The sequence below is a fragment of the Streptomyces sp. NBC_01264 genome (assembly GCF_026340675.1).
Lineage (GTDB): Bacteria > Actinomycetota > Actinomycetes > Streptomycetales > Streptomycetaceae > Streptomyces.
The window spans coordinates 5427772-5453416 of the sequence record NZ_JAPEOX010000001.1; the positions used below are offsets into that span (position 1 = coordinate 5427772).

General features: G+C 69.0%; 41 protein-coding genes. 1 reads left to right on the forward strand and 40 read right to left on the reverse strand.

The window, feature by feature from the left end; all coding sequences use genetic code 11:
• Positions 1 to 151: 151 nt before the first annotated feature.
• The 39 genes from OG435_RS25330 to OG435_RS25520 form a co-directional block, all read right to left on the reverse strand.
• On the reverse strand, positions 152 to 562 hold the full coding sequence (locus OG435_RS25330) for a hypothetical protein (protein ID WP_266880031.1): 411 nt from the start codon (positions 560 to 562) through the stop codon (positions 152 to 154).
• Between the two features lie 10 nt (positions 563 to 572).
• Positions 573 to 1076 (reverse strand): hypothetical protein, encoded by a 504-nt coding sequence (locus OG435_RS25335; protein ID WP_266880033.1) that lies wholly within the window; start codon positions 1074 to 1076, stop codon positions 573 to 575.
• On the reverse strand, positions 1076 to 1486 hold the full coding sequence (locus OG435_RS25340) for a hypothetical protein (protein ID WP_266880035.1): 411 nt from the start codon (positions 1484 to 1486) through the stop codon (positions 1076 to 1078). The genes OG435_RS25335 and OG435_RS25340 overlap by 1 nt, the downstream gene beginning before the upstream one ends.
• A 6-nt stretch (positions 1487 to 1492) precedes the next feature.
• Positions 1493 to 2227, reverse strand: a complete 735-nt coding sequence (locus OG435_RS25345) for a hypothetical protein (RefSeq protein WP_266880037.1) — start codon at positions 2225 to 2227, stop codon at positions 1493 to 1495.
• A 3-nt stretch (positions 2228 to 2230) separates the two neighbouring features.
• Positions 2231 to 2605, reverse strand: coding sequence for a hypothetical protein (locus OG435_RS25350; RefSeq protein WP_266880039.1), 375 nt, complete (start codon positions 2603 to 2605; stop codon positions 2231 to 2233).
• A gap of 84 nt (positions 2606 to 2689) precedes the next feature.
• Complete coding sequence (locus tag OG435_RS25355) at positions 2690 to 3274, reverse strand: phage gp6-like head-tail connector protein (protein WP_266880041.1); 585 nt, start codon at positions 3272 to 3274, stop codon at positions 2690 to 2692.
• Between the two features lie 10 nt (positions 3275 to 3284).
• Positions 3285 to 3578: a hypothetical protein gene (locus OG435_RS25360; protein ID WP_266880043.1), complete on the reverse strand. Its 294-nt coding sequence runs from the start codon at positions 3576 to 3578 to the stop codon at positions 3285 to 3287.
• A 10-nt stretch (positions 3579 to 3588) separates the two neighbouring features.
• Positions 3589 to 3987: a hypothetical protein gene (locus OG435_RS25365; RefSeq protein ID WP_266880045.1), complete on the reverse strand. Its 399-nt coding sequence runs from the start codon at positions 3985 to 3987 to the stop codon at positions 3589 to 3591.
• A gap of 59 nt (positions 3988 to 4046) precedes the next feature.
• Positions 4047 to 5312 (reverse strand): phage major capsid protein, encoded by a 1266-nt coding sequence (locus OG435_RS25370; protein WP_266880047.1) that lies wholly within the window; start codon positions 5310 to 5312, stop codon positions 4047 to 4049.
• A 208-nt stretch (positions 5313 to 5520) separates the two neighbouring features.
• Positions 5521 to 6192, reverse strand: a complete 672-nt coding sequence (locus OG435_RS25375; RefSeq protein WP_266880049.1) for an HK97 family phage prohead protease — start codon at positions 6190 to 6192, stop codon at positions 5521 to 5523.
• A 10-nt stretch (positions 6193 to 6202) separates the two neighbouring features.
• Positions 6203 to 7480 (reverse strand): phage portal protein, encoded by a 1278-nt coding sequence (locus OG435_RS25380; protein WP_266880051.1) that lies wholly within the window; start codon positions 7478 to 7480, stop codon positions 6203 to 6205.
• Between the two features lie 12 nt (positions 7481 to 7492).
• A complete protein-coding gene (locus OG435_RS25385; RefSeq protein WP_266880053.1) occupies positions 7493 to 9037 on the reverse strand; it encodes a terminase in 1545 nt (514 codons plus the stop codon).
• Positions 9003 to 9248, reverse strand: coding sequence for a hypothetical protein (locus OG435_RS25390; RefSeq protein WP_266880055.1), 246 nt, complete (start codon positions 9246 to 9248; stop codon positions 9003 to 9005). Before OG435_RS25390 ends, OG435_RS25385 begins: the two co-directional genes overlap by 35 nt.
• 595 nt (positions 9249 to 9843) lie before the next feature.
• Positions 9844 to 10245, reverse strand: a complete 402-nt coding sequence (locus OG435_RS25395; RefSeq protein WP_266880057.1) for a hypothetical protein — start codon at positions 10243 to 10245, stop codon at positions 9844 to 9846.
• Entirely contained in the window at positions 10242 to 10523 is a 282-nt protein-coding gene (locus OG435_RS25400) for an HNH endonuclease (RefSeq protein ID WP_266880059.1), read from the reverse strand. The genes OG435_RS25395 and OG435_RS25400 overlap by 4 nt, the downstream gene beginning before the upstream one ends.
• Positions 10523 to 10789: a hypothetical protein gene (locus OG435_RS25405; protein ID WP_266880061.1), complete on the reverse strand. Its 267-nt coding sequence runs from the start codon at positions 10787 to 10789 to the stop codon at positions 10523 to 10525. The genes OG435_RS25400 and OG435_RS25405 overlap by 1 nt, the downstream gene beginning before the upstream one ends.
• Positions 10790 to 10879: 90 nt before the next feature.
• On the reverse strand, positions 10880 to 11320 hold the full coding sequence (locus tag OG435_RS25410; RefSeq protein ID WP_266880063.1) for a hypothetical protein: 441 nt from the start codon (positions 11318 to 11320) through the stop codon (positions 10880 to 10882).
• A gap of 148 nt (positions 11321 to 11468) precedes the next feature.
• Entirely contained in the window at positions 11469 to 11648 is a 180-nt protein-coding gene (locus tag OG435_RS25415) for a hypothetical protein (RefSeq protein ID WP_266880065.1), read from the reverse strand.
• Between the two features lie 14 nt (positions 11649 to 11662).
• Positions 11663 to 11863: a hypothetical protein gene (locus OG435_RS25420; RefSeq protein WP_266880067.1), complete on the reverse strand. Its 201-nt coding sequence runs from the start codon at positions 11861 to 11863 to the stop codon at positions 11663 to 11665.
• 141 nt (positions 11864 to 12004) lie between these two features.
• Positions 12005 to 12649: a hypothetical protein gene (locus OG435_RS25425; protein ID WP_266880069.1), complete on the reverse strand. Its 645-nt coding sequence runs from the start codon at positions 12647 to 12649 to the stop codon at positions 12005 to 12007.
• 1 nt (position 12650) lies between these two features.
• Positions 12651 to 12950, reverse strand: a complete 300-nt coding sequence (locus OG435_RS25430) for a hypothetical protein (protein ID WP_266880071.1) — start codon at positions 12948 to 12950, stop codon at positions 12651 to 12653.
• An 11-nt stretch (positions 12951 to 12961) separates the two neighbouring features.
• A complete protein-coding gene (locus OG435_RS25435; protein ID WP_266880073.1) occupies positions 12962 to 13126 on the reverse strand; it encodes a hypothetical protein in 165 nt (54 codons plus the stop codon).
• Positions 13123 to 13506 (reverse strand): hypothetical protein, encoded by a 384-nt coding sequence (locus OG435_RS25440; protein WP_266880075.1) that lies wholly within the window; start codon positions 13504 to 13506, stop codon positions 13123 to 13125. Before OG435_RS25440 ends, OG435_RS25435 begins: the two co-directional genes overlap by 4 nt.
• Entirely contained in the window at positions 13503 to 13865 is a 363-nt protein-coding gene (locus OG435_RS25445) for a DUF6907 domain-containing protein (RefSeq protein ID WP_266880076.1), read from the reverse strand. Before OG435_RS25445 ends, OG435_RS25440 begins: the two co-directional genes overlap by 4 nt.
• Positions 13862 to 14140, reverse strand: coding sequence for a hypothetical protein (locus OG435_RS25450; RefSeq protein WP_266880078.1), 279 nt, complete (start codon positions 14138 to 14140; stop codon positions 13862 to 13864). Before OG435_RS25450 ends, OG435_RS25445 begins: the two co-directional genes overlap by 4 nt.
• Complete coding sequence (locus tag OG435_RS25455; RefSeq protein WP_266880080.1) at positions 14140 to 14298, reverse strand: hypothetical protein; 159 nt, start codon at positions 14296 to 14298, stop codon at positions 14140 to 14142. Before OG435_RS25455 ends, OG435_RS25450 begins: the two co-directional genes overlap by 1 nt.
• Before the next feature lie 108 nt (positions 14299 to 14406).
• On the reverse strand, positions 14407 to 14640 hold the full coding sequence (locus tag OG435_RS25460; protein WP_266880082.1) for a hypothetical protein: 234 nt from the start codon (positions 14638 to 14640) through the stop codon (positions 14407 to 14409).
• A gap of 462 nt (positions 14641 to 15102) precedes the next feature.
• Entirely contained in the window at positions 15103 to 15762 is a 660-nt protein-coding gene (locus OG435_RS25465) for a hypothetical protein (protein ID WP_266880084.1), read from the reverse strand.
• Positions 15759 to 15956, reverse strand: coding sequence for a hypothetical protein (locus tag OG435_RS25470; RefSeq protein WP_266880086.1), 198 nt, complete (start codon positions 15954 to 15956; stop codon positions 15759 to 15761). Before OG435_RS25470 ends, OG435_RS25465 begins: the two co-directional genes overlap by 4 nt.
• A complete protein-coding gene (locus OG435_RS25475) occupies positions 15953 to 16177 on the reverse strand; it encodes a hypothetical protein (protein WP_266880088.1) in 225 nt (74 codons plus the stop codon). Before OG435_RS25475 ends, OG435_RS25470 begins: the two co-directional genes overlap by 4 nt.
• Positions 16174 to 16386: a hypothetical protein gene (locus tag OG435_RS25480; RefSeq protein WP_266880089.1), complete on the reverse strand. Its 213-nt coding sequence runs from the start codon at positions 16384 to 16386 to the stop codon at positions 16174 to 16176. The genes OG435_RS25475 and OG435_RS25480 overlap by 4 nt, the downstream gene beginning before the upstream one ends.
• The gene (locus OG435_RS25485; RefSeq protein WP_266880091.1) at positions 16383 to 16940 is read right to left on the reverse strand and encodes a hypothetical protein; all 558 of its coding nucleotides are present in this window, start codon (positions 16938 to 16940) and stop codon (positions 16383 to 16385) included. Before OG435_RS25485 ends, OG435_RS25480 begins: the two co-directional genes overlap by 4 nt.
• A 12-nt stretch (positions 16941 to 16952) precedes the next feature.
• Positions 16953 to 18557, reverse strand: coding sequence for a DEAD/DEAH box helicase (locus OG435_RS25490; protein ID WP_266880093.1), 1605 nt, complete (start codon positions 18555 to 18557; stop codon positions 16953 to 16955).
• Between the two features lie 369 nt (positions 18558 to 18926).
• Entirely contained in the window at positions 18927 to 21605 is a 2679-nt protein-coding gene (locus OG435_RS25495; RefSeq protein ID WP_266880095.1) for a bifunctional DNA primase/polymerase, read from the reverse strand.
• The gene (locus tag OG435_RS25500) at positions 21602 to 21835 is read right to left on the reverse strand and encodes a hypothetical protein (protein ID WP_266880097.1); all 234 of its coding nucleotides are present in this window, start codon (positions 21833 to 21835) and stop codon (positions 21602 to 21604) included. Before OG435_RS25500 ends, OG435_RS25495 begins: the two co-directional genes overlap by 4 nt.
• A complete protein-coding gene (locus OG435_RS25505) occupies positions 21832 to 22026 on the reverse strand; it encodes a hypothetical protein (RefSeq protein WP_266880099.1) in 195 nt (64 codons plus the stop codon). Before OG435_RS25505 ends, OG435_RS25500 begins: the two co-directional genes overlap by 4 nt.
• Positions 22023 to 22529 carry a hypothetical protein gene (locus OG435_RS25510; protein ID WP_266880101.1) on the reverse strand — a complete coding sequence of 169 codons (507 nt, stop codon included), beginning with the start codon at positions 22527 to 22529 and terminating at the stop codon, positions 22023 to 22025. Before OG435_RS25510 ends, OG435_RS25505 begins: the two co-directional genes overlap by 4 nt.
• Positions 22526 to 22885, reverse strand: a complete 360-nt coding sequence (locus OG435_RS25515) for a hypothetical protein (RefSeq protein WP_266880103.1) — start codon at positions 22883 to 22885, stop codon at positions 22526 to 22528. The genes OG435_RS25510 and OG435_RS25515 overlap by 4 nt, the downstream gene beginning before the upstream one ends.
• A gap of 113 nt (positions 22886 to 22998) precedes the next feature.
• Entirely contained in the window at positions 22999 to 23220 is a 222-nt protein-coding gene (locus tag OG435_RS25520; protein WP_266880105.1) for a helix-turn-helix transcriptional regulator, read from the reverse strand.
• A 123-nt stretch (positions 23221 to 23343) separates the two neighbouring features.
• Here OG435_RS25520 and OG435_RS25525 point away from each other — a divergent pair, with 123 nt between their 5' ends.
• Entirely contained in the window at positions 23344 to 24108 is a 765-nt protein-coding gene (locus OG435_RS25525; protein ID WP_266880107.1) for a helix-turn-helix domain-containing protein, read from the forward strand.
• On the opposite strand, the gene OG435_RS25530 is transcribed toward OG435_RS25525, so the two are convergent.
• Complete coding sequence (locus tag OG435_RS25530; RefSeq protein ID WP_266880109.1) at positions 24105 to 25607, reverse strand: recombinase family protein; 1503 nt, start codon at positions 25605 to 25607, stop codon at positions 24105 to 24107. The two genes, OG435_RS25525 and OG435_RS25530, sit on opposite strands and share 4 nt — an antisense overlap.
• Positions 25608 to 25645 lie beyond the last annotated feature (38 nt).

Consider the following 25645-nt stretch of genomic DNA (forward strand, 5'->3'; position numbering starts at 1 on the left):
CATCGCCCCCTCTCCATCTTCGCGGCCGCCTCGGCCTGGTCCTTCTCGTATGCGTCGAGCCAGCCGAGCAGTTGGTCCTCGTCCTCGACCGTCATCAGCTGCCACTCCCACGGGCGGACGCCGAGCAGGTGTGCCGCGTTGCCGAGGTGTCTCAGTCGACGACGGGCAGCTGGGCTTTTCCCTCGCTCGCCGGGTCGTCCTGAGCCGAGGCGATGTCGTCGTCGAGGCTGGCGAGGATCGCGTCCCGCTGGTCGACTGGCGCGTTCTCGGCGACCTGCGCGCGGATGAGGAGGAGTTCGCCGCGCGAGTGCTCCAGGTGGAGTTCCGACCACGCGAAGTCGACGTCTTCGAAGCGGGTGGTCGGGTGCTCCCGCTTGAGGAACACGAACAGCAGGGCGCGACGGCAGAGGCTGTTGCCCTTGACTACGGCGGCCGTGAAGTCCGACCAGTCCCGGCCGGTGATCTTCTCGATTCGCTCGCGCTCGGCGGACATGATCCGGCGCGGGTTGTAGTGCCACCGCTTAGGTTCGTCGCTGCCGTCCGGCTGGTACACCAGGTACATCGTCGTCCCCTTACTGGACCCGGTCGGCGATCCGCCGGGCCATCGCTTCCATTGCTTCGTGCACGGCCGCGGTGTACGTGTTCGTGTCGCCTTCCATGGCGCGGTCGAACCACTGCGTCTTGCCGTGCTGCTGGACCCACGGCTCCCGGCCGTAGGTGAGGTGCCGCCAACCCCGCGCCCTGTTCGTGCGCTTCGGGGCGTTGGCGAAGCCGCGCACGTTGCGGGTCTTGAATGCCTTGATCCGGGCGCCGCTCCAGTTCCCGCCGAGCTTGACCTCGGGGCGGATCTTCTTGGCGATCGCCGAGCGCAGCGCGGGCGCGGTGCCGGGGCCGGCGCTGGACATCGCCATGATTCCGGACTTGGCCTGGACGGCCGCCGGCTTCATCGCCTCGCGCATGTTCTTCGCGAGCTCCTTGCGGAGCTGCTTCCCGTCGGCCTCTGCCCGCAGCGCGCGGGCCAGGGTGTCGAGTCCCTCGTGCGTGACGGTGACCTCGAACGGCGGCCCGCCGGACATCAGGCCGTGGCGCGAGTGACGGCGCCTGACGTCGGGTAGCTGACGCCCACGGACGCCTCGTCGCCGACGCTGCCTTCGATCGGGTTCCACCCCTTGATCAAGATGCTGCCGGTGTACTTCGGGTTAGACGTGCCGACCGCGGCGGAGTCGGCGCGGACCTCGAACGTCACGACAGTTCCGAGCAGGGGCCACATGATCGAGTCGATCTTCGTGGCGGCCACATCCTGGAGGAACTCGACGCCGAGCTCGCCGGACTTCAGCCCACCCAACACCGCCTTCCACCCGAGGCTGCCGTAGGTGGTGACGTCCTTGTCCTCCACCTCGATCGTGAGCTCGGCCTTACGGGTGTAGTCCGACAAGTCGGTGCCGTTGATCGCGAGGTACTGGGAGAGCAAGACCATCTTGGCCATGGGGGATCACCTGATTCCGAAGCTGGTGGCGAACATGAACGAGGGGGTGGTGCCGGTGATCGTCCACGCGACCCGGAACCAGTCGTCGGTGATGGCGGACCCGATCGTCCGCAGCGCCTCGCCCCCGGCCGCGTTGGCCGCGGTGAACGTGAGCTGCGTGGTGGCCGACGGGAAACCGACCGCGTTGTCGGACTCGATCCGCGCGGTGATGCTCGGGGTGGTACCGGCCACGGACAGAACGTGGAGCGCGGCGTACAGCCGCTTGCCCGCGGGGATCGCGCCCAGCTGCACGGCGGTACCGACGCCGGTCGAGGTGCGTGCGGTACCGGCCGGGTGGGCCATCTGCCCGCGGACGAGCGGCCAGGACGAGGCGCCCTTTCCGGTCCACGGGGCGACGTCGCCGATCGAGCCGCCGAGCGCGTAGCTCGCGGTCATGCACTGGGTGATGTAGGCGAGGTCACCGACGGCCGCGTTGTCGGGGCACGCGGTCCACGGGCCGACGCCGCCGAGCCGGGCCCACATTGCGTCGTCGACCTTGCTGGAGTCGGCTGCTTCCCACTGTCCCTCGCCCGCGACCTCGGCCGAGCCGAGCCCGCCGATCACTTCCTTGTACCCGGCGGACAGGTAGTTGGTGGTCTCCTTGTCCTCGACCTCCGCCGTCAGCTCGATCTTGTTCGAGGCGCCGGTCAGGTCCGCGCCGACGGCGAACAGTCGGGCGTTGAGCAGGACGAACTTGCTCACGGGTCAGCTCCTTCCGTCGCCGATGATGCGGATGATCAGCTCAGCCCCGACGTACTGCGTGCCTTGGTGCTCGTACCAGCGGTAGCCCTGGATGCGCTTGATGTGGAAGGCGTCGCAGAGCCCACCGAGCGCGGCCTCACCGGGCGCCCCGCGGGCCGCTTCGATGCAGGTCTTGAGGCTGGCCGGTCCGGACCCGGAGAGCAGCGCGTCGAGGGTGCGCTGCGCAGAGACGTCGTCGGCCCGGCCGACGAGGACACGGCACGTGAGCTCGACCTCGTCGAGAGCGCGGCCCATCGCCTTGTCGAAGTCGAGCTCGTACTCGCCGGCGAAGAAGTGCGGGGCGACGACTGAGTCCGGGGTGTAGCCGGAGCACGTCAACTTGGGAAGCCCGGATGGCAGAACGACGGTCCGGGCCGCAGCCGCGATTGCCTCACGGATGGCGGACAGTTGCATGGCCGCCCCCTATCCGAAGCCGGGCAGCACGTAGTGCTCGATGAGCGCCCACACGTCCGGGTCGCGGCGGGACAGGCGGACAACGCCCCACTCGGCCGAGCCGGTTACACCCTCCGGGGAGTCCTTCCGCTTGAAGAGCCGGGACGCCTGAATCACGGTGGCCTGCACGATCTCGTCCGGGAAAGTCGGCCACCCCCACGGAGTCGTAACCCGCACGCGGGTGCCCCACCCACCAGACGGCAGGAGCAGGGAGGTGATGGGGCGGCCGCGGCTGAGCGCGTTCTCTGGCCCGGTCTCGTAGCCCGTCACCACGGACCACGAGCCAGCCGAGCCCGTCTCAACGAGGGTGGGTTCCGCACCTGCGTCGTCGATCAGGAGGCGGGTCCCGCTACCGTCGTAGACGGTCCGGCCTTCAGGGTTGTACGTGCGCGCGCTGGCCACGGCGTCCAGCCAAAACCGGCGGCCGCACGCAGTATCGATGGAGCGGGACGCGGAAGCGAGGGCCGCAGCCAGCAGCACGTCCCGGGAATCGTCGTCGTCCTCCAGGCCGAGGCTGGTCTTGAGGACGGAGAGGTCGGCGTACTCGTTGGCCATGGCCCGTGCCTCACTCTCGGACGATGTTGCCTTCGGTGTCGCGCGGCTTGCGGGGCCGGCCGCGGCCGCGCCGCTCCTCGGTCTCCGGCGCTGCTGCGTCCTCAGCGTCGGGCGGCTCGGTTGCTTCCGGCACTGGCGCGGTAGCGGTCTCTACCGGCGGTGCCTCGTCGCGGACTTCCTCCGCGATGCCGGCGCCGACGAGGTGTGCGGCCTCGGCCGTCGGCAGTTCGGCGACCTCGCCCCGCTTCGGCCAGGGCTCCCCGTTGCGGGTACCGGACATCTCGACCTTCATACGGATGCGCATGCCGCTCCTCTCAGTTCACCGGGGCGAAGCGGGGCGCGCCCAGCAGGATGCCCGCGGCGAGGATGCCGCCGGTGGTGGCGGTGGACGTGGTGGCGACGACGCGCAGGTACCGCCGTGAGGCGAGGACACCGAACGTGTAGACGGTGTCGTCGTTCGCTGCGACGACGGTGGGCAGCGAGCCCTGGATCTGGTCTGCGGCTACGGCCGTCCACCCGGTCGAGCCGTCGGCCGAGTCCTGGATCGTGATGGCGTGTGAGCCGTCGGTGACGGTGCCGGTCGACACGATCACCATGGCGTCCTGCATGCCACCGTTCACGGCCCGGTCGACGGCCACCCCGTTGGCGGTGCCGTCGGTACGCAGGGCCGGGGACAGGGTGCGCGCGTAGGCGGTCAGGTTGTACGTGGACATGAGGTCTCCTATCCGGAGCAGGGCGGCCCGGGGACGGGGGCCGCCCTGCCACGGGGCTCTTAGGCGGTGCCGCCGGTGAACGTCTTGATGGCGCCGGTCAGGTCGACGAGCGCCGCGTCCGCGCGCATCAGCGCCCGGAAGGTGACGAGGTCGTTGCCGAAGGCGAACTCGTCGGACCGCTCGAACCTGATGCCACCGGCAAGGCGGACGAAGTACTGGCTGAAGTCGCCGAACGCGACCGACTCGGCAGAGGCGGCGATGGCCGGCATGTTCGGGTCGGTCAGGACCGGCTTGCCGAGGATGGTGTCCGGCTGACCGGCGATCACGGACGGCTGCCAGATGTACTGACCTTCGCTGGTCTTGATCTTCCGGACGGCGCCCGCGGTGCTGTCGGCCATGAGCCAGCGGCACGACCCGGACATCCGGTACGGGGAGATCACCGAGTGGAACAGGGTGATAAGCAGATCCGCGCCCTGGCCCGCCGTGGCCTGTACACCGAAGCCACCGACCGGGGTCGCAGCGTTCGGGCCGGTCGCCCCGGCGGACGCGTCGGTCAGGATGCCGCGCGGCTTGGACGATCCGTCACCCGTGATGGCGTGCGCGCCGAACGCGTTGCCCAGGGCGCGGCCAGCCTGCATGGCGAGGTAGCCCTCCAGGTCGACGCCCGTGTCGGTGAGGAGCTCACGCGAGACCTGGATCAGGGTGCCGTACTTGTACGCGCCGAGGCTGACCTGCCCGAACGCCGGGTCGGACTCGCCGATGGATCCTGCCTCGGTGACGATCGCGGCACTGGAGTGCGCGGTCGTCTTGGGGACCTGGATGACCTCGCCGCTCGCGGTGTTCAGGACGGTGGCCCCGGCCTGAAGGATCGCGGACGTTTCGATGAGGTGCGCGACGAGCCGGTCGTAGAACGACGTCGGGACGATCGCGCCGCCCGCGCCCGAGCTCAGCTTGGACAGGTCACGGAAGTTCACCGGACCGGAGGGGTTCACGTCGATGGACCGCGGGCCCTCACCGCGCAGGAAGTTCCGGAGCGCGACGTCGCCGCCGTCCGGTCCGCCCTGGCCGCCAGTGCCGCCCTGCTTGCGGGGCTCCCCGCGCAGCGAGGACATGGCGTCCTCGGCATCCTTCGCGCGCTGCTCACCGTCGAGCACCGCCTTGATACGGACATCGAGCGCGTCGAGCTCGGAGTTCAGCGAGACCCACGTCTTCTCCTCCTCGCTGGAGAACTGGCGGTTCTCGTCGGCCGCGCGGTCCGCCAACTCCTTGGCCTGCTCCCACACATTGAGGCGCCGGTCGCGCAGCTTCTTGGCAACTTCGGACATGGTCTTACTCCCGTCGGGGTGTAGCTGAACGGGAGCCCACGACGCCCCGCACCGATCGGTGCCAGTGGCCGGCGCGTGCTGCAACCGGCGGTCGTCTGATCACTGCTCCGTGCTGCACGTGCCGACGGGGTTTCCAATCGGCAGGCCCGGCCGGATGCCGGGCCCCCGCCGCTAGGCGGGCGTACCTCATGCTGTGATTCCCCCGCGCTCACGCGTAGGGGTCGGTCTTCCGGGCGAGCAGCTGCATGCGGGCGGCCGCGCCGAAGCTCGTTTTCTCCTGCACCTTCGGCTTGCCCGTGGTGCGGTCGGTGCGGACGAAGAACTTGCGGAGCTCGTCCTCGTCGGCGAGCTTGCGCACCTCCTCGAAGTCCGCGTGCATGTGGCGGGCCAGCGAGCGCAAGCCGGCCGTGCTGTCGGGGTAGGCCGGGGTGTTGACCGGTGCGACGTCGACGAGCTGCACGCGAAGCAGGGTCCGCATGGGGAACCCCTGGTCGGTGGTATCCCACTGGTCTTCGATCGTGCGGAACGCGAACGAGGACTTGCGGACGTCGCCGCGCTGGACGAGTTCGAGGATGTCGGCGCGGGCCTTGGGCGGATCGACCTCGTAGTCGAGGCCCGTCCCGTCCACCATGATCCGCAGCGTGCCGGACCCGGTGCTGCCCAACAGCATGTTGTCGTCGTGGTTGTAGCGGGCAATCACGTCCGGCCAGCCGTCGCCCCGGGACGCATTGAACGCGGCCGGGTCGACGACCTCGACGAACCCGCCGAGGTTGCTGCTCTGCCGGTTGAAGACGGCCGCGTAACCGCCGATGGTGGTTTTCTTCTCGGACGCCCGCAGCTCGACGGGCACCTTCGTGTAGCGCCGCTCGGTGTCGCTCACCGGGGCCTCCTCACTCGGATGGGGTGGTACCGCCCGCAGGGTCTGCGTCGGGCTGTGCTTGCACGGCGGCCAGGAGAGCCACCGGCAGGTAGTCCTCGCCGTGCTGCCCGGCAGGCAGCGGCGAGAGGTCTTCGATCGCGCGGACTTCGTCGCGGTTGCGCCAGCCGTCCTGGAGCGCAATGCGGTGCGCCTCGTACCGGGTGCGCAGATCGACGCGGATCATCGCGTCAACGTTGAAGCGGACGAACTCCTTGCCCGGCATGAGCGCGGACAGCTTGGCTTCCAGCCGGGCGAGCCACGGCCGCAGGGTGAAGCCCACGAAGTTGATCGCGTTCTGCTCGACATTGGCATACGTCATCGAACCACCGGAGTCGCCGCCGACCATCTCCGGCGGGACGCCGTAGATCGCGGCGATCTGGCTCGCGTTGAGCCTCATGGTCTGGATGAACTGCGACTCTTCCGGGCTGACCTTCAGCGCCTCGAAGTCCCAGTCCGAGCCGAGCACCAGCGGCTTGCGCGCGCGGACCCTGGCGGACAGACGGTCGCTGATCTCAGCCGACTCGTCCGGGGTGATCGTCTTCGCCGAGTTCTTCAGGACGCTCGGCGGGGTGCCGCCGTTGTCGAACCAGGACAGCCCGTACTCAGTGGCGGACAGGCCGACGCCGATGGTCTGCGCGAAGTAGCTGACCGGCGACAGGCCCACGACCTTGCCAGGCATGACCACCCACGGAATGTGGATGATCTGCTCGCGCGGTACCTCGATGCCCTGCCAGTAGTAGACCGGCAGGGTCGGCCGCAGCTCGTCCACCCACACGTCGTCGGGGTTCAGCCACTCGATCATCGTTGGGAACCCGAAGTCGTCCCGCTGCGTGATCAGCCCGTAGGCGTTGCCGCGCAGCGCCATGGAAACCACGCACTTGTGGAGCCACTCGAACAGGTTGTCCCGCGCGGCCGGCGCGAACAGCAGCGACGGCACGAACGTGAGCATCTCCCGCGACGCGCCGTTCTTCCGGTACGTCTGCACCGGCAGCGACGCGATCGAGTCCGCGAGGATCCGCACGCACGCGAACAGCGGGATGAGCTGGAGCGCGCGGGCCGCGGCCGTCGACTGCGACGAAGTGCCGCCCCCGCCGAGCCACGGCAGCGAGGTGATGGCCCGCTTGCTGACGCCACCCATCCACCTGAACGGCGCGGCCAGCGCGCGGCCCATCCGGCGCCAGCCACCAGGCTCCGACGGCGGGGCGCCGCCCGGGTACCACACCCCATCGCGGCCAAGAGTCGGGCCCATGTAGATCCCTCCTCACAGCACCGAGTTCATGACGTCGTAGTCGTCGCGGACCAACGGCCCGCGGGTGAGCAGCGCCCACCGCGCCTGGACTGCTGCGACGAGCGGGGATACGTCGGCCAGGGACTTGCGCCGGTCGAGCACCCACGCATCGCCGACCGGCCGGGTCATCGCCCCATTCACAGCAGCGGTCAGCGGGGCCTGGTCGATATGGCGGACAGTGCCCTGTGTCATGGCGTCGGCCATCTGCCCGGACGCCTCGACCATGTCGCCGGTCCTCATCACCACCAGGTGACCCGGGAGCGGGTGGTCCTTCTCGTCGCCTTCCGGCACCCGTACCCCCGCCGCGACGAGGTCGTCGATGAGGGACGAGGACGGTGAGCCGGTGGCAGATATGGCCACGGCCACCGGGTCGTGAAGCTGCCGCAGCCGCACGACCGCGGGCACCACCCACTCCGTGCCAGCTCGGCGGTCGATGACCTCCAAGTGCACGTGGCCGTCGGACCGCAGTCCGGCCATCGCGATCGTCGACGTGCTTCGGTCCTGCGACACCTCGACCGCGAGGGCAAGTTCGGCGCCCGGCCGGGACCGCTCGTCGGCCAGCCCGGGCCAGTGCTGCTTGGGAACGTTCGCGTCCGACGGCGGCGCCGCCTTCCGCGTGCGGTTCAAGTAGGCACGATCGAATTCAGCAGGATCGAGTTTCTCCAGCTCGGCCCTGATGATGTCCTCCGACACCGTGTGTCCCAACGCTGGCAGCGCGGTACGCCACGTGGACGCTTGGTCGCGCGGCAGATGGTCGGGAGCGAACCACTCGAAGTACGCAACACGGGGCTGGTGGCCGGTCGCCCACATCTGCTGGATCAACTCGCGCCCAGCCTCACGCTTCTTGTTCAGCCAGACGCTGCGGTCCGTGCCGCCGGCGCTGGCCCACCAGAGCTGGGCCATCGGCTTGGTCAGCATGGCCGGAGAGAACGCCTGCTCAAGCCTGTCGTCCTCGGCGGCGAACGCCTCGTCGATGATGCCGAGATCCAAGGGCGGCCCGTGGCCAGCCTTCTCGGTGTTCGAGGTGATGCCGAGTAGGGATCGCGTGCTGCCCCAGATGATGGCCTCGTTGCCGGTGGTCTTCCGGGGTCGGTACTTGCCGAACAGCGAGGAGCCGTCGAGGGTGGCGAGGAACTCGTCCTCCCACCGTTTCTTGGCCATCGTCCGGTTCTGCGCGGCATAGGTCACGTTCTGCCGCTCCCACGCCATGATCCGGTGGACCATCACGGCCAGGATCTGCTGGGTCTTCCCCTGCTGGCGCGGAACGCTGAGCCCTACCTCGCGGTGCGCGAACACGCCCGTGTCCGGGTCCAGCTCCAACGCCACGTCGAGGACGTACCGCTGCCAGGGCATGGGCTCGAAGCCGAGCTTCCGCATGACCTTGGCCGCCTTGCCGCCGAGCGTCGGGTAGTCGAGGCGCCGAGGGGTTCCCCACCAGGGCGCGCACTCCAATCCGTACAGCTCCCGCAGCTGGTCGCCAAACTCAGTCGGGGCTGTCCAGATCGGAGAGGTCGTCATCGTCGTCCTCCGCCGGCCGCCCATCGACGAGCTGCTTCAGCGTGGCCCGCAGCTCCTTGTTCAGCGCGGGCATCAGCCGCCCGTCGTCACCCCCGCCCGCGTCCATGTCGGCCGCCAGGCGGTACGCCATCTCGGCGAGCGTGGGCTCGACACCGGCCAGGCCGCCGATCGCCTCGATGTCCTCGCGGACGGCTGTCTCCACCGGACCCATGGTGGCCTCCTCAAGATCACCGTCTGTGGTTTTGGGTCTCGCGCAAAAAAAGAAAAGCTGGGCGCGGGGCTGGGATGATGATCTTCCCAAAAAATCGGGCCGGATTCTCTGGCCGATCTTGATCTCAAAGATCAAATCGGTTTTGAAATCGCGAGATTTGGTGCCCAGATTGAGGCTCGGCATCTGCTTGCCGTGCGATTGAATCGGGCCGGACCGCAGTGCGTTGCACCCCCCTGACCTGCATGTTTGTGCAGTTCGGATTAAACGTGCAGGTCGGAGGCTCGGCCGGCGGTGCGGCATCCCCCTGGCGGGGTGGCGACGCTCTGACCTGGGGTTTTGTGGGCGCATGCGCAAACGCGCAGGTCAGGGCGTTGCGACTCTCTCGCGAGGCCCTCGATTTGCCCGCGGTCGTGCATCTGTGGGGGCGGGGTCGAAACGAGGCCCCGATCTCCATGTTCACGCCGCCCTGACCTGCTGTTTTGCGCCACCCCCGGCAAACATGCAGGTCAGGGGCTTGCCGCCTGGATGGTCCGTGAGGCCCGTTCGGGCGTCGCTCTGACCTGCGGTTATGTCCACAACTGCACAAACGTGCAGGTCAGGCGGTTGCGGTGCCGTTCAGTCTGGCCTCGCGCCTGATGAGGTCGCTGAACCACCCAGGGTTGTGCTGAGCGGCGATGCGCAGCGCCGTCTGGGCGGCCTTGCGGTGGGCCGCTTCCTGGATGGTCTGGGCGGTGAGAGGCGGGGTCTGAGGCGGTACCCAGCCTAGGGAGACGAGTAGCTCGGCCGTGGGCTGGGGCACTGTGACGGTGGCCTCGCCGTCGACCTCGGCCTCCCACACGACGATGTCGAGGGTGATGCGGGGCGGTCCCCCTGCCGCTGTCTGCTCCAGCCGGAGGCCCCGTACCGCGTGGCTGACATTGTGGCCAGCGATCTCTACGGTGCCGCCTCTGGAGTTCAGGGACAGCCGGGCGGTGCGCTCTAGGGGGGCTCCGGTCATCGGGTGTACCAATCGCGTGAGGTCTTGAGGCCCGCGGTCCGGGTGGCCGCGCCTTTCTCGCCGTTGCAGTTCCGGCCGCAGGTGGGGCAGCGCTTCACGCCGTGCGCGGGGAGCCAGTTGCTCGTGTCCTCGGGGTCGGCGCCGCGGGAGACGGGGCGGACGTGGTCGACGACGTCGGCGCCGGGGTGGCCGCAGAGGTGGCAGACGTTGGACTCGGCGAGGAGGCGGGCGCGCTGCTTGCGGTAGGCGTAGGTGGTGAGGTCGTGGCGCTTGGGCATCAGGCGCCGCCGTTGCCACGTACTGACCGCTTGATCGCCTCTCTGAAGATGGCGTCATCCGCTTCGAGCTTGATCGGAACGGTGATGGGTTCGGTGGGCGTGGTGTGGTCGCGCCAGAGCCTCGCGGCGTCGGTCTTGCCGATCCACCCCGTGTTGATGCCGCAGCTGCAGGCGACTGTTGCCAGGCCGGCGTCTTCGTTGACGGCCCACCCGTCCACGGGGTCAAGCTCTCGGATCATCGTGACGATGACGGGCTTGTGGATCACGGCTGCTCCCTTTCGGTGGGTTGCCGCCCGGGGCCCTCGTCCCGGGCGGCTGTACCCGCACCCACGCCGCACGCGTGGTCTGGGGCCCCGTTAGAAGGTGGGGCAGATGGCGGCTTGGGAGACGGCGAGGATCTGGGCGGCCTTGACCTGTCCGTGCCCGTCAGGGTGGGTCGGGCTGGTCCAGCGCTTCTCGGTCTGCTCGACCTGCTTGGTGAGGTCGCCGGGGAAGTTCTTGACGAGGCCGCAGGTGTCGATGCCGCGGCTGATGGCCTTGTCGTCCTTGCCGTGGACGATGTCCTTGTCGATGGCGTTGAGGCCGTCGAGGAAGGCCTTGCGCTGGGCGCCCTTGGGCTCGGGGGGAAGGCCGGCGGCGGCTCGGGCTGCGTCGCGGTCGACGGACGACGTTGAGGCCGGGGCTGCGGGGGACGGTGAACTGATGGGCATGGCATCGGGCTTGGGTTCGCTGGAGCAGCCGGTGAGGGCGATGGCGGCGGCCGCGAGCAGTACCGCGGCGGTGTGGTGTGTACGCATCGCGCCACTCTGTCCGGTGGTCCGGCACTGCGGGGCGGCTGTGACTGGTCTGTGACGCGCGAAAGCCCCGCACGATGGCGGGGCTTTCGAAGGTCCTGTCCGGGCACGCCGGACGTGCTCTCACTGTTACACCTGCTGCGGGTGTGAGTCAAGCAGCTTGACTCGGCATGCGGTTCTGGAGTTCGTGCAGGTCGATGAGTGTGCGGCCGGCCTTGTCGTGGCCGTGGTGGGTGAGGTGGCCGCGGTGGAGCCAGACGCGGATGGTGCCGGGTCGGATTCCTGTGGCGGCGTGGGCGGCGTAGGGGTCGACGAGGAGCGGCTCGGGCATGGCTCCAGTGTGGCTCAGAGCTCGTCGGGTTCCAGGATGAAGGAGAGGACCGCAGCGTCCTTGGCCCCCATGTGCTGGGCGGCGAACTCGTAGGCGTCGGAGTAGATGGCCTGTCGTGTCGCACCAGCGTTGGGCTCGATGGTGCCGTCCATGGTTTTGGTGTGAAGGCCGTCGTCGGCCGGCCACTGCAAGGTGATGATCCAGTGGAGTCGCATCGGGTTCTCCTCAGTGGGTGTGCGGCGGGTACCACCAGCCGCAGGTCGGGCAATAGGTGGTGACGGTGGCGTTGCACAGCCTGTGGATCAGGGTGTGGATGTGGCGTCGCATGGGCTTGTCCTGGTGGTCTACGGCCCGTTCTACGGGCGGTCTACAGCCCCTTCTGTAGCGCTGTGACCTGCGTCTACATCGCTGGAAGGGGGTGAGAGGGGTTCGAGGGGGAGTAGGGCTTCGATATCGGCGGCCTTGATCCCGGACCGGCCGGTGACGGCTCCGATGCGGATCTGGCTGATGGGGATCCCGCAGTGGGTGAGGAGCGCGCGGATCCTGGTGTCGTCGAGGTGCTGGCCGACCGGGTGGGCTTGGAGGGTGTCGTAGAGCTCGCGGAGGTGGATGCCGGGCCGGTCTCCGATCAACTGGAGGAGCCCGTCGAGAAAGTCGGCCTGCAGCTCTGCAGGGTCGGGCGGGATGGGGCGTCCTGCTCGCCAGGCGCCGATGGTCAGGGCAAGGGCGGCCGCGGGTCCGGCGAAGGGCAGCTGAGGGAGGGCTTGGCCGGCGGGGCCGAGTGCGTAGGCGGTCGCTCCGTACCGAAGGGCGAGGCTGCCGATGGTGTCGCCGGCGAGGCGGCGGCCGAGGTCTCGGGCGAGTGCTCGGCCGCCGTGGGTGAGTTGCTGGGCGTGGTCGGCCCGGCGGTGGAACCAGCAACTGCACGGGGGCCCGGGTGCCTCGCGGAGCGACGCGAGGTCGTCCGTGAGGTCGAGGGTGTCGTCCTCGGGCCCGATCACGTCAGGCGTTGCCGACGAACGTGGCGAGCATGCCGCCGACGCTGCCGAAGAGGCCGGCGACGAGCGCGCCGACTTGGGTGCCGGAGAGGGACAGCCCGAGGCCGAGGCAGACGAAGCCGGGGAGGAGGTGGAGCTTCTTGGTGTCCTTGCCGTGCTTGTGCATCTGCCAGGCCCAGAGGGCCAGGACGATGACGAGGAGGACGGAGATGGGGACGGAGCCGCTCTGGCCGGCGGGCGCGTTGGGCGCGGCCATGGTGTGGGCGCTGGCGGTGTCGATGGCGGCGAGCAGGTTGGTCTTCACGGGTGGGTCCTTCAGTACGAGAGGGCGACGATGGCCGCGATGAGGGCGAGGGCACCAAGGACGGCCCGGGCGAGGAGCCTGCGGGCGGCACTGCCGTTCGGGAGGAGCCGGAGGAGGGCGAGGGCGGCCGGGATGGTGAGGAGTCCCCAGTAGCCGAGCCCGTGGTAGGTGATCATCCGAGCCGCTGTGGCGCGTCGTCGGCCACCGTGGCGAAGGGGTAGTAGTCGGCGAACGCGCCAGCCTGGCTGGTGAGCAGGGCCACGGTGGCGCGGAGGGTCTCGTGCCAGCGCCGCGCCGTCTCGTCGTCGGCGAAGGTGTAGGCCGGCCTGGCCGCTTCGATGGCCTGAGCTGCGGCGTAGACCTGTGCCACGGCGGCTTCGGCCTCGACCACCTTGAGCGCCAGGCGCTCGCTCTTGGTCGGGGGCGCGGCCAGGGTGGCCGCCACGGTGGCTCGGGTGATGTCGAGGCGGCGGGCGATCTCGCGGTGGGACGTGCCGCTCTGGTCGAGATGGCGGACGGTGGCGCGCTGTTCGGCCACGCTGGCCGGGCTGGTCATCGGCCACCCCCGCCGAGGAGCTCGTCGAGCTGTCCGGCGAGCGTCCGGAGGTGCACGGCGTGGACGGTGAGGGTGGCGGCCAGCTGCCGGATCCCGGAGGGGGCGAGGGTGCGGGCGAACCCGGTCTGTTCGACGTACAGGCCGGTCTCGCGGCTTCCGCTGCCGAAGGGGTACTGGGTGAGCAGTGCGAGGAGCAGCTGCTCGCCGTTGAAGCGGAAGGCGTGCTCGGGCCCGGTGTGGCTGAGGTCGGCCTGGTACTGCGGGATCCGGGTGTCGTGGCTGGCGCACCAGGGCGGGCAGGTGAGGACGAGCGGGCCCTGGTCGATGGTGGGCACCGTGATCGTGCGCGGCGCGGTCACGCGGTCACCCCTTCGGCGACGAGGCGCAGAACGGCGGCGTACTCGTCGCGGGTGGCTCCGGGGCGGACGGCCGGCGCGTGGACGAGGAGGGCGCACTCGGTGGCGTGGCTGTCCTGCGGCGTCCTGTGGTGCCACCGCTCGGCGTACCGACGGGCGAGGCTGAGGCGCTCGCCCTCGTCCATCAGCCCGTCGGGGTTGACGACGATCAGGGTGTCGGCCATGCAGTGGAGCAGGGTGCGGTGCAGCTCGGTGGGCACGTTGATGATCTCGCCCATCACGCACCCCCGGTGGGGGTGATGGTGCCGGTGACGCCGGCCTGGGTGGCGCGCACGGTGATGGTGCGGCCGCCGAGGTGGCGGACGGTGCCGACGGCGACGAGGCGCCGTTCGGGGGTGGGGGCGTGCTCGTGAGCACGCGCCGTAAGCTTCGGCATAGCCGAGCCTCCTGGTTGTGTCAGGAAGTGCTTCGGTCAGGGGGTCGGGCGACGCGCGCGCCTTCCGGGTGTTCCACCACCTGGAAGAGCTGTCGTCCGGCCCCCGCTTTATTTGGTTGTGGTTGGGCCCGTTGTGCCGGGCCGGTTTTTCTTGATCGCCTTGTCGACGGCGCTCCAGGTCTTCCCGAGGTCCCTGGCTACTTCGGCCACGGTCCCGAGTTCGTCCACGCCTTCGAGTAGGGCTTCTGCTCTGCGTTTGGCGGCTTGCGACACTTGGAGTTGGAGCTGTTCCACCAGCTCTTCTTCCTGTCGGACGCGTTCCCGCCAGGGCTTCGCTTCCATCTCCATGAGCGTATCCAACCCTGGGTTGGATTGCAAGGCTGTAGCGGTCAACTCAACGTATCTGCTGAAGAGTTGGCCTTCGCGTGGATGGGATCAGCGGCGGTCTGGCCAGACGGCGGCGCTGGATTCCGCCCCACCGTGCTGGGCGCAGAATTCACGGTGGGGCGGAAGCTTGGGGGCGGCGGCTGGGTCACCACGTCCCAGGTGCCCAGCCGCCGCTCCTGCGGTCCACGCACGGGGGAATGGGCGTGCCGCAGGTCGCGCGCAGCGGCCCCTGACGTAGCCGCTGGCACGGGTGCGCTGGCGTGGGGGCTTCGAGGATCCCTGGCCAGCTCGTTGAACTTATGTGACGCGAAACCCTGGCGGGGGTTTCGGATCGGGATGTGGCCGATGGTCTAGTCCGAGGCCAGTGTCCAGGTGCCTGATCGGTGTAGGCCGGGCCGGGGTCGCCCGGTCGGCGCGTCATGATGCGCTCTGCCACTGCTCCTCCGCCCGCTCGTCGTGATCCATCCAGGTCTTCAGGCCCGGCCAGGTCGCTGGCGGGTAGGTGCAACCGCACCACTCACAGGCCACGGCCTTCGTGCCTGGGTGGTGACGCAGGATTGCTCCGCAGATCACCCCGCCGACGTCCACGGCGGGGCAGGCCCCAAGGCGAGTACCTCGGTCACCGCGGTCGCTCGGATCGACGATCGAGGCGATGTCGCGTTCGAGGGACCGGATCTCCTCGGCGAAGGTGCCAGCGTCCGGCCAGGACACCGCGATCCAGGCCATGTTCGCGGACAGGCCGGCGACAGCGGCGCGCAGCCGCGACTCCACGGACCCGACCGGCTGCGCCGCCTGCATGCGGCGTGCGTCGCGAACGGCTGCCAGCCAGTCCTCGACCACACCCACCACGCCGCCCGGGCCACGCAAGCTGAGCACCACCTCGGAGACGGGCAGCGGCGCCGACACGGCGGACGGGCGCCGGCCCGAGCTGCCGCTGCTCCCCGGGGCGAGGAACGGCAGCAGCTCGTCATACAGGCCCGGCAGGGCGTGCAGCCGGCCCACGGTGGCCTTCGTACAGCCGGGGCAAAGGTAGCCGCCGGTCTCGTCGGGCTGCTCGCACAGCAGGCACGTGCTCACTGGGCATCTCCAGAGCCGAGGAGCGCCCGCCAGCCATCGGTGGCCAGGTACTTCCTGGCCTTGGCCGTGGTCGCCTCGGCGTGGGTCTCGGTGCGACGGTTCAGCCGCACGGTGCTGACGGCGGACGCGACCACGCACAGCATCACGCCGAGCTGGGCGCCGGTGATGAGCCAGACGATCTCGCTGGGAGTCACGGCCGGTCCCTTCGGCCGCCTGCGTCGATGGCCTGCTGGATGCCGTCGGCGAAGTCGTGTTCCCCGAGGTTGCGTGCGGCGTCGCGGAGTCGTTCCATGCCTGCCCGGCCGATGGAGAAATCAGATCGTCCGAAGGCGTCGACGGTTGGGCGGGTGTCTATGCCGAGCGCCGCGGTGATGGACTTGAAGAGGGCGGCGTCAAAGGGCGGTGAGGAGGTCACTGCATGCTCCCGTCGGGTACGAGGCGGAGTGCTCGGGGTGGCGGATCGGATTGCTCCCAGCCGTTGAGCTCGAGGACGGTGGCGAAGAGGTCCGCTGCGGCGGCTCGGGTGACCAGCGTGCGGTCGGCGGCCCATGAGTCGGCCAGGGCATCGGCGCGGGCCAGGGCGCGGCTCATCTTCTCGGCGAGCTCGCGGGGCGTGGCGGTCATGCTGCGAGTCCCTCCAGGTCCGGCCACCGGCATCCATCCAGGCCGCGGCGCTGATCATCCGGAAGTACGGCCAGGGGCTGGCCGAGGTGGTGCAGGCCCATGGCGCAGAGGATGTAGGCGTCGGCCTGGTCGTAGCGGGCGGGGCCGTCGCAGTCGATTCCGTAGAGATTGCGGACGGCGTCGCGGACGGCGGCCTTGGAGCCGGAACCCTTGCCGGTGGCGTACAGGGCTCGGCATGACGGCGGCACGACCGCGTAGGGGATGCCGCGGCGCCAGCAGGCGTGGCGGACCATGACCCGGAGGCCGGCGAGATCCTCGTGGCGGTGGGCGACGCCGGAGCCGAAGGACGGCCCTTCGATCACGACGAGGTCGGCGGCCTTGATAAAGGACGTGACCCCGTCGACGATGTGCGCGAGCCGAGGGTGACCACGCAGGCCCTTCGGGCGGATGTAGTCGACCCAGCCCTCACCGGCCACGCCCGTGCACGTGAGGCTGAGGTCCAGGCCCACGACCAGGGGGCGGCGGGTCGGGCCGCTGTCGGTTGTAGTGCTCATTGCGATCCCTTCTTAAGCGGCGAGAGCGGTCTGGTTCCCCAGCAGGAGCGTGACCCGGTGGACGGCCTGGAGGTCCGACACGTCGCCGGCCGTGGCTCCCGGCGGCACCGGCACTCGGTAGTAGCGGCACCAGCCGCGTTGTCGTGAGCTCGGCGGTGTGGATCGCCAGGAGGCTGACCGCTGGAAGAACGAAGGGGGTACGAGCTTGCGGGCGTGGGCCTCGGTCCAGCGCATCGCGACGTCCAGGGTGGCGTCCGGGTCCTGCTGTGGGGCCTTCACGCCCTCGGCGGACGTCCATCGGCGGATGCGGAACAGGCCCGGCTCGGAGCCGCGGACGAGGAACAGGAAGACGTCGTCCTTCAAGGGCACGAACCAGGTCCCGCGGTCGGTCTGGAGCCAGCGGATGGGTGAGCTGTGGAAGAGGTCAACGTCCTCCCACTGCACGCCGCCCAGTGCGGCCGCGGCGGCCTCCTCAGCGGCGTCGACCGCCTCGGTGAGGTACTGGTCCTCTTCCGCGGTGGCGAGGTCCCGGCCGGTGAGGTCGACGATGGACGCGAGCTTGTGTCGGGTTGAGGCGCCCATCACGTCGAGGAGGAGGGCGTCCTTCTTGCCTTCCCACAGTCGGAGCGCGCGGCCGGCCATCTGGCAGTACAGACCTGCGGACTTGGTGGGTCGGGCGATGACCGCGCAGGACGTCCAGGGGGCGTCGAAGCCCTCGGTGAGCACCATGCAGTTGGTGAGGACTTGGACCTCGCCGGTCTTGTACCAGCCGAGGGCGGTCTGGCGGGCCTCGCGGCTCATGTCGCCCCAGATGGTGGTGGCCGCGATGCCGATGTCGTTGAGCGCGTCGGCCATCGACTGGGCGGTGGCGACAGTGGGGGTGAAGACGACCCCCTGTCGGTCCGAGGCGAACTGCCGGTAGGCGTCGGCAACGACGTCGGCGGCGCCGGAGTCCTCGAGGGCCTGCGCGAGCTGGCCGTCTTGGAGGTCGCCGGCACGGGTCTTGACCTTGTCGAGGTTGAGGCCGTCGACGACGACGCGCTTGCCGCGCACGTTGACGAGGTATCCGTCGCGGATCATGTCGAGGATGTCGAGGGTGTAGACGACGTCCTGCCAGACGTCGGCGAGCCCGCCGTCGGTGCGGGTCATGGTGGCGGTGAAGCCGGCCGTCGGTATGCCGCGCCAGGCTCCGAAGTGTTCGAGGACGGTCATGTAGGTCTTGGCTGCGGCGTGGTGGCACTCGTCGACGACGATCATGCCGATGTCGTGGATGGCGTTGCGCCGGCGCTTGACGGCGAGGGTCTGGATGCTGGCGACGATGACGTCGGCGTCCTGGTGCTCGTCGCGCTCGGCCTTGACGATGCCGACTCGCAGCTCGGGTGCCACGGCGCGGATCTTGTCGGCGGCCTGCTGGATCAGTTCCTCGCGGTGCGCGATGACCAGCGTGCGGCCGGCGCGGCCGGTCTGGGTGGCGAGGATCAGGTTGGCGAAGACGACCGTCTTGCCTGCGCCGGTAGGGAGGACCACCGCGAGCCGGTTGTTCGGGCCCTGCCAGCCGACGGTGAGGGCTTGGATGGCTGCGGTCTGGTAGGGGCGGGGGGCGAAGCTGCCGTTCATGGCGACCACCTCGTCATCGGATGCAGGGACTTTGCAGGGACTGCAGGGACCCGCAGGAAGGTGTGCAGGAACCGGGGGAGCGCATCAGGTGTGCTCTGACCTCGGGTTTTGCAGGAACGCAGGGACTTGCAGGAAGAAAGCTGTATGCCTGCATGTCGGGGAGCTTGGTGGGTGCTGTGTTGCACGCGTTGATACGTGTGTTGCGTGATGTGCATGTGTGGTGCGCGCTATAGGTGGGGTAGGGGCTCGTTCCGGCAAGTCCCTGCCTCCCTGCAAATCCCCAGCTGGGGACCTGTGCAGGGACTCGCGCGGGTTCCTGCACAGGTCCCTGCCAGGTCCCTGCGGTTCCTGCCGCGACCGCCTGGGGGGTCATTGCATGGCCGGCTGGGTTGCGCGCCCGTGCACATCGACGCGGTACGTGTTTTGACAGCGGTGGGAGTCGTAGATCAGCTTGATCTTGCGGTCCCCGAAGTACCTGCCGTCCCTGGCCTTCAGCCAGTTGCCCAGGACTTTGGCCGTGGGCGCCTCGCCGGTCTTGGCGTGACGAGGGACGTGCTCGGCCAGGCTGGTGAGGGCCGTTCCGGCCGTGACGACGTTGTCTTCGAGCTTTTCGCTCCAGGCGATGAGGAACGCCGCCCACTCCTGCGTCTCATCGTCTTGCTGGATCGCGTCGCCCCGGTCTCCCATCCATCCCGGGATGCCGAGGTGGCCGAGCAGGCCGGCGACGATCGTGGCCCACTCCGAGTAGTCGCCCTTGCGTGTGCGGATCGTTGGGGCGCCAGCTGCGACCCAGGAACGGACCATGGTGACGAGGGCGGCCACGACGGTGGAGGCGTTGGCGCGCAGCCATGGCCGGAGGTCGCCGACGCGGAAGCCGTCGCGCTGATCGGGGTCGGGGCAGTTGGGGTCGAGCCGTACCCACATGGCCCGGCGCCCGTTGTCTCCGCCGGTTCGCAGCCCGTTGCCCGTGACGATCCAGAGCCGGTTGTTCGGCATGGTGACGGAGGCGGTGGAGCCGAGGACGCGGTCGCCCCAGTGCTCTGCGGTCAGGAGGCTCGACAGGACAGGGGATTTGATGATGTGGCCGTTCGGCAGGTTGTCGAGGACGACGACCGGTTGCCCGGTGGTGTAGAGCTGCGTGGTGATGCTCTTGCGGAGCTCGGTGTCGTTCTCTGGCCATGCGGTCTCGCTGATGCCGAAGCAGGACTTGAAGATGTCCTTCAGGAGGCTCTTGCCGCTGCCTGGGGCGGTGGCGGAGACGATGAACATCGGGGTCGGCCCGTGGAAGTACGGGCGCAGGATCGGGGTGAGCAGGGCGCCGATGAAGTGCGCCCGGTCTGACGGTTGGGCCCAGGGGAAGTCGGCCAGCATCTGGCCAAAGATGATCTCCTTGGCCTTCTCCAGGCTGGCTTCGGAAACGTGCGGCTGGAGTCGGCGCAGCGGGACCCGCGGCTGTAGGTACAGGCCGGTGTCCGTGTCGTATCCGGGCGCCTGCAGCAGGGTTCCGTCGAGCCGGATGACGGGGGAGGTGACGATCCCGCGGAGCGGCGGGAGGGGCCAGTCCTTCCGGCCGAGGACGGTGCCGCACGTCTTCGGCATGAGGAGCTCGCGCACTTCCTTGGTGCCCTCGGTCAGCGGGTCCGTGACGACCTGGTAGGTGGTGACGTGGTCGGCGAGATAGGCGCGCAGGTTGTCGTTTCCGAGCTGCTGTGTGAGCGGGTTGCCGTTGTCGTCTTGGTGGACCCAGCACGGCCCGCCGGAGCGCTTGTACAGGTCGGGAAGCTGCCCGCTGGACATGATGGCGAGGAGGCCGTCCACGGCGTCTGCCTCGTTGGTGATGTCCAGTTCGGGCCGTGTGGCGTGTACGACGTGTAGTTCGGGCCCGGTCTCGAAGTCGGGCTCCGTCTCCTCCGCGACGGCGGGGTGCAGTGCCGAGGATCCGTTGCTGAACGGGGTCCCGCCCTGGTGTGGTACGGAGCTCAGTCGGCGCCGTGGTGCCTCCGAGCCGAACCCGCGGCGCCGGAGTTCGGCGGCGGCCTGCTTGAAGTTGTCGCTGCTGGTGCTGCCGTAGTTGAGGAGCGTGTATGCGGCGAACTTGTCGTAGGGGACTTCTGCTTCGAAGGCGGTGGAGGTGGTGAACACGTACAGCCGGTCCCGGTCGGCGGCGTGGCCGGTGGTGGCCGAGATGCCCTTCGCCTTGCCCTTGCGCCGCCAGTACGTCGTGTTGCCCCGGGTGGTGACGGCGTCGAACTCGTCACCGATGATCTCGGCCCAGTCGACCTTGTTCTCGAAGTCCTCGCCGGGGCGAACGCTGCCCGCAGGGAGTTCACGGCGGGGGCGCGGTGCGGTCTTCGCTTTCTCCTCGCGCGGGAGGCTGTCGACCATCCGGCAGACGTCGTGGATGGCGGAGAGGGTTTCTGCGTCGAGGGTGGGGATGGTGGTGGGCCCGCCGGCCAGCCGCAGATAGGGGCGGCCGGAGGCGTGGACGGTGCCGCAGGAGGGTTCGACGAGGCCGTAGCCGCCTTCACCGCGGGTCTCGATCTGCACCCGCACGATCTTGGTGTGAGGCTTCTCCGCGATCCTTTGCCGCTCCTCGGCCGTGTACTCGTCTTCACGGGCGAGTCGCGACGCGAGCTTGGTGTTGGGCGGCACAGGCCCGCCCTCGACGCGGACGCGGATGTGAGGACCGCCGGACGGCGACTGGGTGACCCATCCATTCAGGAGGCTGGCCCACTCCTCGCCCAGACCTGAGGCTTGCATGATCTCGGTGACCTCGTCGAGGACGCCGTCGGCGACAGCGTGTCCCTCGAATTCGATCATCTCGATGTTGCCGGAGACTGCGCCGTAGACCACGGCGAGGCCGCGGGGCCGCTTGCCGTCGAACCACTCGTCGTGTTCGGCGGTGGTGCTGCGGTTCACCTTGTAGGGGGTCCAGCTGCGGACGTCCGCGGCCTTGCTCCCGTCGGCCTTGATGGGGAGGAGGCACAGGCCGGCGTCGTGCATCTCACGGGCGGAAGCCCGGAGGTCTGGGGTCTGTGCGTCGCTCACGAACGGGGCTCCTGTGGTGCGCAGCGGGCGTGGTGGTCGGTCCGGATGGAGGCGTTGAAGGCGATGACGGCGGCCTCCCCGAATACGGGCCCCTCGGTGGTGCGACAGAGGAGGCACTCGTAGCGGGCCCGGATGCCGACCATGTCGATGAAGAGGCCGCCGGTGAGGGCCTGGCCCCGCTGGCCGAGAGCGTTGCCCTCGGCCAGCGGGGTACGGGGGGCGACGGTCATGCCGCCTCGCTGCGGTCGGCCTGCTGAAAGATTCCGCGCAGCCGGACGCGCTGGGCGGGGGTGAGCTCCGGGGCCGCGGCGACGTTGGCGTCGATCCGCGCCCAGTAGGCGGCGTTGCGCTCCGGGTCCGGGTGCCGGACCGGCCGGCCGAGGGAACCCTCGGCCGACGCGGTCTTGGCGGTGGCGGTCATCCGGCGGACGCCTCAGCGGTGGTAACCAGCGCCTCGACGTTGTCTAGGTGCGTTCGGAGCTCCGCGATCCGGATGCGAGCCGCAGCCGGGGTGAGGTCCAGGTCCAGGAGCCCCACGATGGTCGTGCCCCTGAAGTCGGTCAGACCGGCGGACAGAACCGGATTTCCGAAGTGGTCCGGGGTGGGGGCCTCGATGAACTTCGAGTAGTGCTCGAAGTGGTCGCCTGTCTCGACGCACCAGGCGTGAACCGTGCACGGCCTTGCGGGGGCCCGCGCAGCCAGGATGATGTCCTGGACCTGGGCGAGGACCGCCGTGGCGTCGCCTGCTTCCCAGATGTGGCTGGCGAGGAGGTTGAGGAAGGCGATGTAGTTCTCGTCCTGCCCGACCTTCATCTCCTGGATCTGCACGAGAACGCGGAGACTGCCCGGGGTGAGTGGGGGCTGGTCGGCCCGGCGGCACGCCTCGACGGAGGTCGCGGTCGCGTCGGAGGAGAAGGCGTTCATGCGGGCACCCCCTCGATCAGGGGGCTGACCTCGACCGCGAACGGCGTCGGCAGCGGGGTCATGTCGAGCTTGTACGCCTGGGCGATCAGGTAGCGGGTGAAGAAGTCCGCTTCGAACTCTCCGAGGTTCGGGGAGAGCATGATGCTGATCCTCTGGTAGCGGACGATGACGCAGCCGAAGAAGCTCGGGTCGGTCAGGTCCTTCGAGGTGATGACCTTGACGTGCAGCTCGGCGGTCAGCTGGTCGAGGCTGGCCTCAAAGACGCGGTCGAGGGTGGGGATGGTGGCCGACAGCGGGGTCACGGGCTGGCCGGGTTCCGCCTTGGCGAGGAAGGACGGGGCTTCTACACTGGGCATGAGCGTTCCTGACTTCTGCATGCAGCTGGATTCGTTTCGCTCGACAGATGGCGTCGCGGTTGCATCCGCGGCGCTGTCGTCGTTCTGGGCCAGGTTCCGGCCCCTCGGGCCGATCACGCGGCGCCCTCCTGTGAGCCGACGAGCGCCTGTTCGAAGCGCTCGATCTCGGCAGCGGCGTAGAGGACCTTGCGCCCGACCTTGATGCCGACCGGTCCGTAGCCGGTGTGCCGCCAGTAGCGGACCGTGGCCGGGCTCGTCCGGTACCTCCTGGCGACTTCCACGGTCGTCAAGTACTGCTCCACCGGCAACCTCCAGAGGGATGACGGGATCAACATCCCGATACTGGAGGAGCATGGTGGCCGGATCGTCGCCTGTCAACCTTTACAAGGATGCGCTCTCGGGTAGCCTTCATCCTCATGAGGGATAAGCGTCAACCAACGCCAGCCAACGGAGATGCGGTGGCGCAAGCCCAGGTCTTGCCGATCGCTGATGTGCCGAGAGCTTTCGGCGCGCGGCTGCGCGCCGCGCGGCAAGAGGCTGAGTTGTCGCAGGATGGTCTGGCCAGGGCGATGGCGGCATGCGGCTTCAACTGGCGGCAGACCACGGTGGCCAAGACTGAGGCGGCAGATCGCCCTGTCCTGTTCGCTGAGGTTGTGGCGCTGTCGCGCATTCTCGAGACTGGAATTGATGAATTCCTGTCCGAGACCACTCCCTTGGATTCTCTTCTTGCGGGGATCCAGCGTTCAGCGCTGGAGAGGGGAAAGGATGTGCATAATGCTGAACAGGCCCTGCAGATCGCCCGATGGAACCTGCATAATGTCGAGGCTGGGTTGCGTCTCACGCAAGCGATCTATGCCTACCGGCGGGACTCGGACTCGGGTCCGCTAAGGGCCGATATCGAGCTGATCCTGGAGCAGTATGGCGAAGCCGTGATCAGGGCATATGCCGTGTATGAGGCCGCCCGGATCCCGATCCCGCGAGTTGTGGATGCGGAGGCCAAGGCTTTGCAGGAGGCGGCAAGGGGGGAATTGGCAAGATTTAACCGCCTATCAGAATCGGATATGGAATCCGAGTCCGGAGAGTGGTTGCTCGCTGTCGCGAGCGCGGCTGAAGGGAATAAGCCCGTGGCCGCTATAAGGGATCAGTTGTCACTGGAAAATGGGTACCGCGTGCATCTAGCCGAACTCTTGACGGACCTTGTCGTCGAGTATGTGCACGCCTAGGAACGCGCCTCCATGCCTCGCAGCCACACGAACTTGACGGCTTCGTAATCGAAGCGACCGCCGTCGGGCATGGGGCCGAGCCGCGGAGGCGTGAGCGTCACGGTGACGAGCGTGCGGAGGACGCCGCGCTTCTCCTCGAGGGGTAGGGCGTGCCAGGCCTTGCCGACGTTCTTCGCGCCGACGAGCTTCACCAGCGGGTCCTTCACCGCGGCCCGGGCCATCTGCTGGGTCACCCCGTCGAGCTGTGCGCGGGCTACGTCCGAGCCCTCGGTGAACTGGTTCATGTCGATCTGCCCAGACCCGAACAGGGCGGCCAGGTCGGTGAGGCGCCGGCGGATCTGTTCGCTCTCCACCTGCAGCGCGGCGACGTTCACGTCGGACGGTCCGGGCAGCAGCAGGTCGACCGCATCCTCGCGTGACAGGCGGGCGATGACCGTGTCCTGCACGTACTCGTCGACCTTCGCCGCCTGGCGGCCGCCACCGTGCGCGGTCTTGCACCGGTAGCTCGGGTAGCGCCGGCCACCGGACTGCGTCACGTACACAGTCTCCGTGCAGTCGCCCCGCCCGCACCGGTACAGCAGGGACCCCAGCCACTTGGGCTGAGCGCCGGGCGTCGTCCGCCGGTTCGGGTCCATCAGGACCGCGACGACAGCGCGGTGCTTCTCCTCGGGGACGATCGCCGCCCAGTTCCCGGGCCCGATCTCCTCGCCTCTGTAGACGGCGATGCCGGCGTTCCTCGCGCGCATCAGCATGTCCCGGGCTTCCACGTGCCCGACTAGATTCCCGCGGGTCGTGGTCAGGCCCTTGTCGGCGAGCCACCGGCACCAGCCCTTGATGGTCCCGCCCGACAGGAGCATGTCGATGCCGACCCGGACCGCCTCGGCCTCCTCGGGGACGAGCTGGTCCATGTCGAGGACGGGCACTTCGACCTCCTCGCCCGTCGCCCTGTCGACCTTCTTGCGCGTCTCGCCGGTGGGCAGGCCCCACCCGAACGGACGGATGCCACCGCCCCACTTTCCAGCCTGCGCCTTCTGTAGGCGGGACCGGGCGACGCGTTCGGCCTTGTGCTCCGACTCGTGCCGGGCGACCGCGCCGTGAATGCGCGCCGTCATCCGGCCCGATGAGGTCGACAGGTCGAGGTCGCCGGCCTGCACGGTGTGGGTATCGACGCCGCGGCGCTGGCTCAGGTCGATGTACTCCTCCAGCTCGGTGGGGGAGCGGTGCAGGCGGTCGGTGTGCCAGGCGATGACGACGGTGGCGGTGCCCTGCTCCAAGTCGTCAAGCATGCGGCGGTAGTCGGGCCTCTTCTTGCCCGAGTAGGCGGAGATGTCGTTGTCGATGTAGGTCTCGACGACGTCCCACCCGCGGCTGGCTGCGAGGGCTTTGCAGTCTTCCATCTGGCGGTCGACGCCGAGGTGGGCGCCGGTGCGGTCCTGGGAGATGCGGACGTAGATGACGGCGCGGATGAGCCGGTCGGATCCGGGGCGAATGGGCTTCATCGGCCAAGTCTGGCACCAGCGAGGTGTCTTAGTCTCAG

Coding starts and splice junctions, on each gene's coding strand:
- OG435_RS25330 (WP_266880031.1), bottom strand. CDS start 562: ATGTACCTGGTGTACCAGCCGGACGGCAGCGACGAACCTAAGCGGTGG.
- OG435_RS25335 (WP_266880033.1), bottom strand. CDS start 1,076: ATGTCCGGCGGGCCGCCGTTCGAGGTCACCGTCACGCACGAGGGACTC.
- OG435_RS25340 (WP_266880035.1), bottom strand. CDS start 1,486: ATGGCCAAGATGGTCTTGCTCTCCCAGTACCTCGCGATCAACGGCACC.
- OG435_RS25355 (WP_266880041.1), bottom strand. CDS start 3,274: ATGGCCAACGAGTACGCCGACCTCTCCGTCCTCAAGACCAGCCTCGGC.
- OG435_RS25360 (WP_266880043.1), bottom strand. CDS start 3,578: ATGCGCATCCGTATGAAGGTCGAGATGTCCGGTACCCGCAACGGGGAG.
- OG435_RS25365 (WP_266880045.1), bottom strand. CDS start 3,987: ATGTCCACGTACAACCTGACCGCCTACGCGCGCACCCTGTCCCCGGCC.
- OG435_RS25370 (WP_266880047.1), bottom strand. CDS start 5,312: ATGTCCGAAGTTGCCAAGAAGCTGCGCGACCGGCGCCTCAATGTGTGG.
- OG435_RS25380 (WP_266880051.1), bottom strand. CDS start 7,480: ATGGGCCCGACTCTTGGCCGCGATGGGGTGTGGTACCCGGGCGGCGCC.
- OG435_RS25385 (WP_266880053.1), bottom strand. CDS start 9,037: ATGACGACCTCTCCGATCTGGACAGCCCCGACTGAGTTTGGCGACCAG.
- OG435_RS25390 (WP_266880055.1), bottom strand. CDS start 9,248: ATGGGTCCGGTGGAGACAGCCGTCCGCGAGGACATCGAGGCGATCGGC.
- OG435_RS25395 (WP_266880057.1), bottom strand. CDS start 10,245: ATGACCGGAGCCCCCCTAGAGCGCACCGCCCGGCTGTCCCTGAACTCC.
- OG435_RS25400 (WP_266880059.1), bottom strand. CDS start 10,523: ATGCCCAAGCGCCACGACCTCACCACCTACGCCTACCGCAAGCAGCGC.
- OG435_RS25410 (WP_266880063.1), bottom strand. CDS start 11,320: ATGCGTACACACCACACCGCCGCGGTACTGCTCGCGGCCGCCGCCATC.
- OG435_RS25415 (WP_266880065.1), bottom strand. CDS start 11,648: ATGCCCGAGCCGCTCCTCGTCGACCCCTACGCCGCCCACGCCGCCACA.
- OG435_RS25420 (WP_266880067.1), bottom strand. CDS start 11,863: ATGCGACTCCACTGGATCATCACCTTGCAGTGGCCGGCCGACGACGGC.
- OG435_RS25435 (WP_266880073.1), bottom strand. CDS start 13,126: ATGATCACCTACCACGGGCTCGGCTACTGGGGACTCCTCACCATCCCG.
- OG435_RS25440 (WP_266880075.1), bottom strand. CDS start 13,506: ATGACCAGCCCGGCCAGCGTGGCCGAACAGCGCGCCACCGTCCGCCAT.
- OG435_RS25450 (WP_266880078.1), bottom strand. CDS start 14,140: ATGGGCGAGATCATCAACGTGCCCACCGAGCTGCACCGCACCCTGCTC.
- OG435_RS25455 (WP_266880080.1), bottom strand. CDS start 14,298: ATGCCGAAGCTTACGGCGCGTGCTCACGAGCACGCCCCCACCCCCGAA.
- OG435_RS25460 (WP_266880082.1), bottom strand. CDS start 14,640: ATGGAAGCGAAGCCCTGGCGGGAACGCGTCCGACAGGAAGAAGAGCTG.
- OG435_RS25480 (WP_266880089.1), bottom strand. CDS start 16,386: ATGACCGCCACGCCCCGCGAGCTCGCCGAGAAGATGAGCCGCGCCCTG.
- OG435_RS25485 (WP_266880091.1), bottom strand. CDS start 16,940: ATGAGCACTACAACCGACAGCGGCCCGACCCGCCGCCCCCTGGTCGTG.
- OG435_RS25490 (WP_266880093.1), bottom strand. CDS start 18,557: ATGAACGGCAGCTTCGCCCCCCGCCCCTACCAGACCGCAGCCATCCAA.
- OG435_RS25500 (WP_266880097.1), bottom strand. CDS start 21,835: ATGACCGTCGCCCCCCGTACCCCGCTGGCCGAGGGCAACGCTCTCGGC.
- OG435_RS25505 (WP_266880099.1), bottom strand. CDS start 22,026: ATGACCGCCACCGCCAAGACCGCGTCGGCCGAGGGTTCCCTCGGCCGG.
- OG435_RS25510 (WP_266880101.1), bottom strand. CDS start 22,529: ATGAACGCCTTCTCCTCCGACGCGACCGCGACCTCCGTCGAGGCGTGC.
- OG435_RS25515 (WP_266880103.1), bottom strand. CDS start 22,885: ATGCCCAGTGTAGAAGCCCCGTCCTTCCTCGCCAAGGCGGAACCCGGC.
- OG435_RS25520 (WP_266880105.1), bottom strand. CDS start 23,220: ATGTTGATCCCGTCATCCCTCTGGAGGTTGCCGGTGGAGCAGTACTTG.
- OG435_RS25530 (WP_266880109.1), bottom strand. CDS start 25,607: ATGAAGCCCATTCGCCCCGGATCCGACCGGCTCATCCGCGCCGTCATC.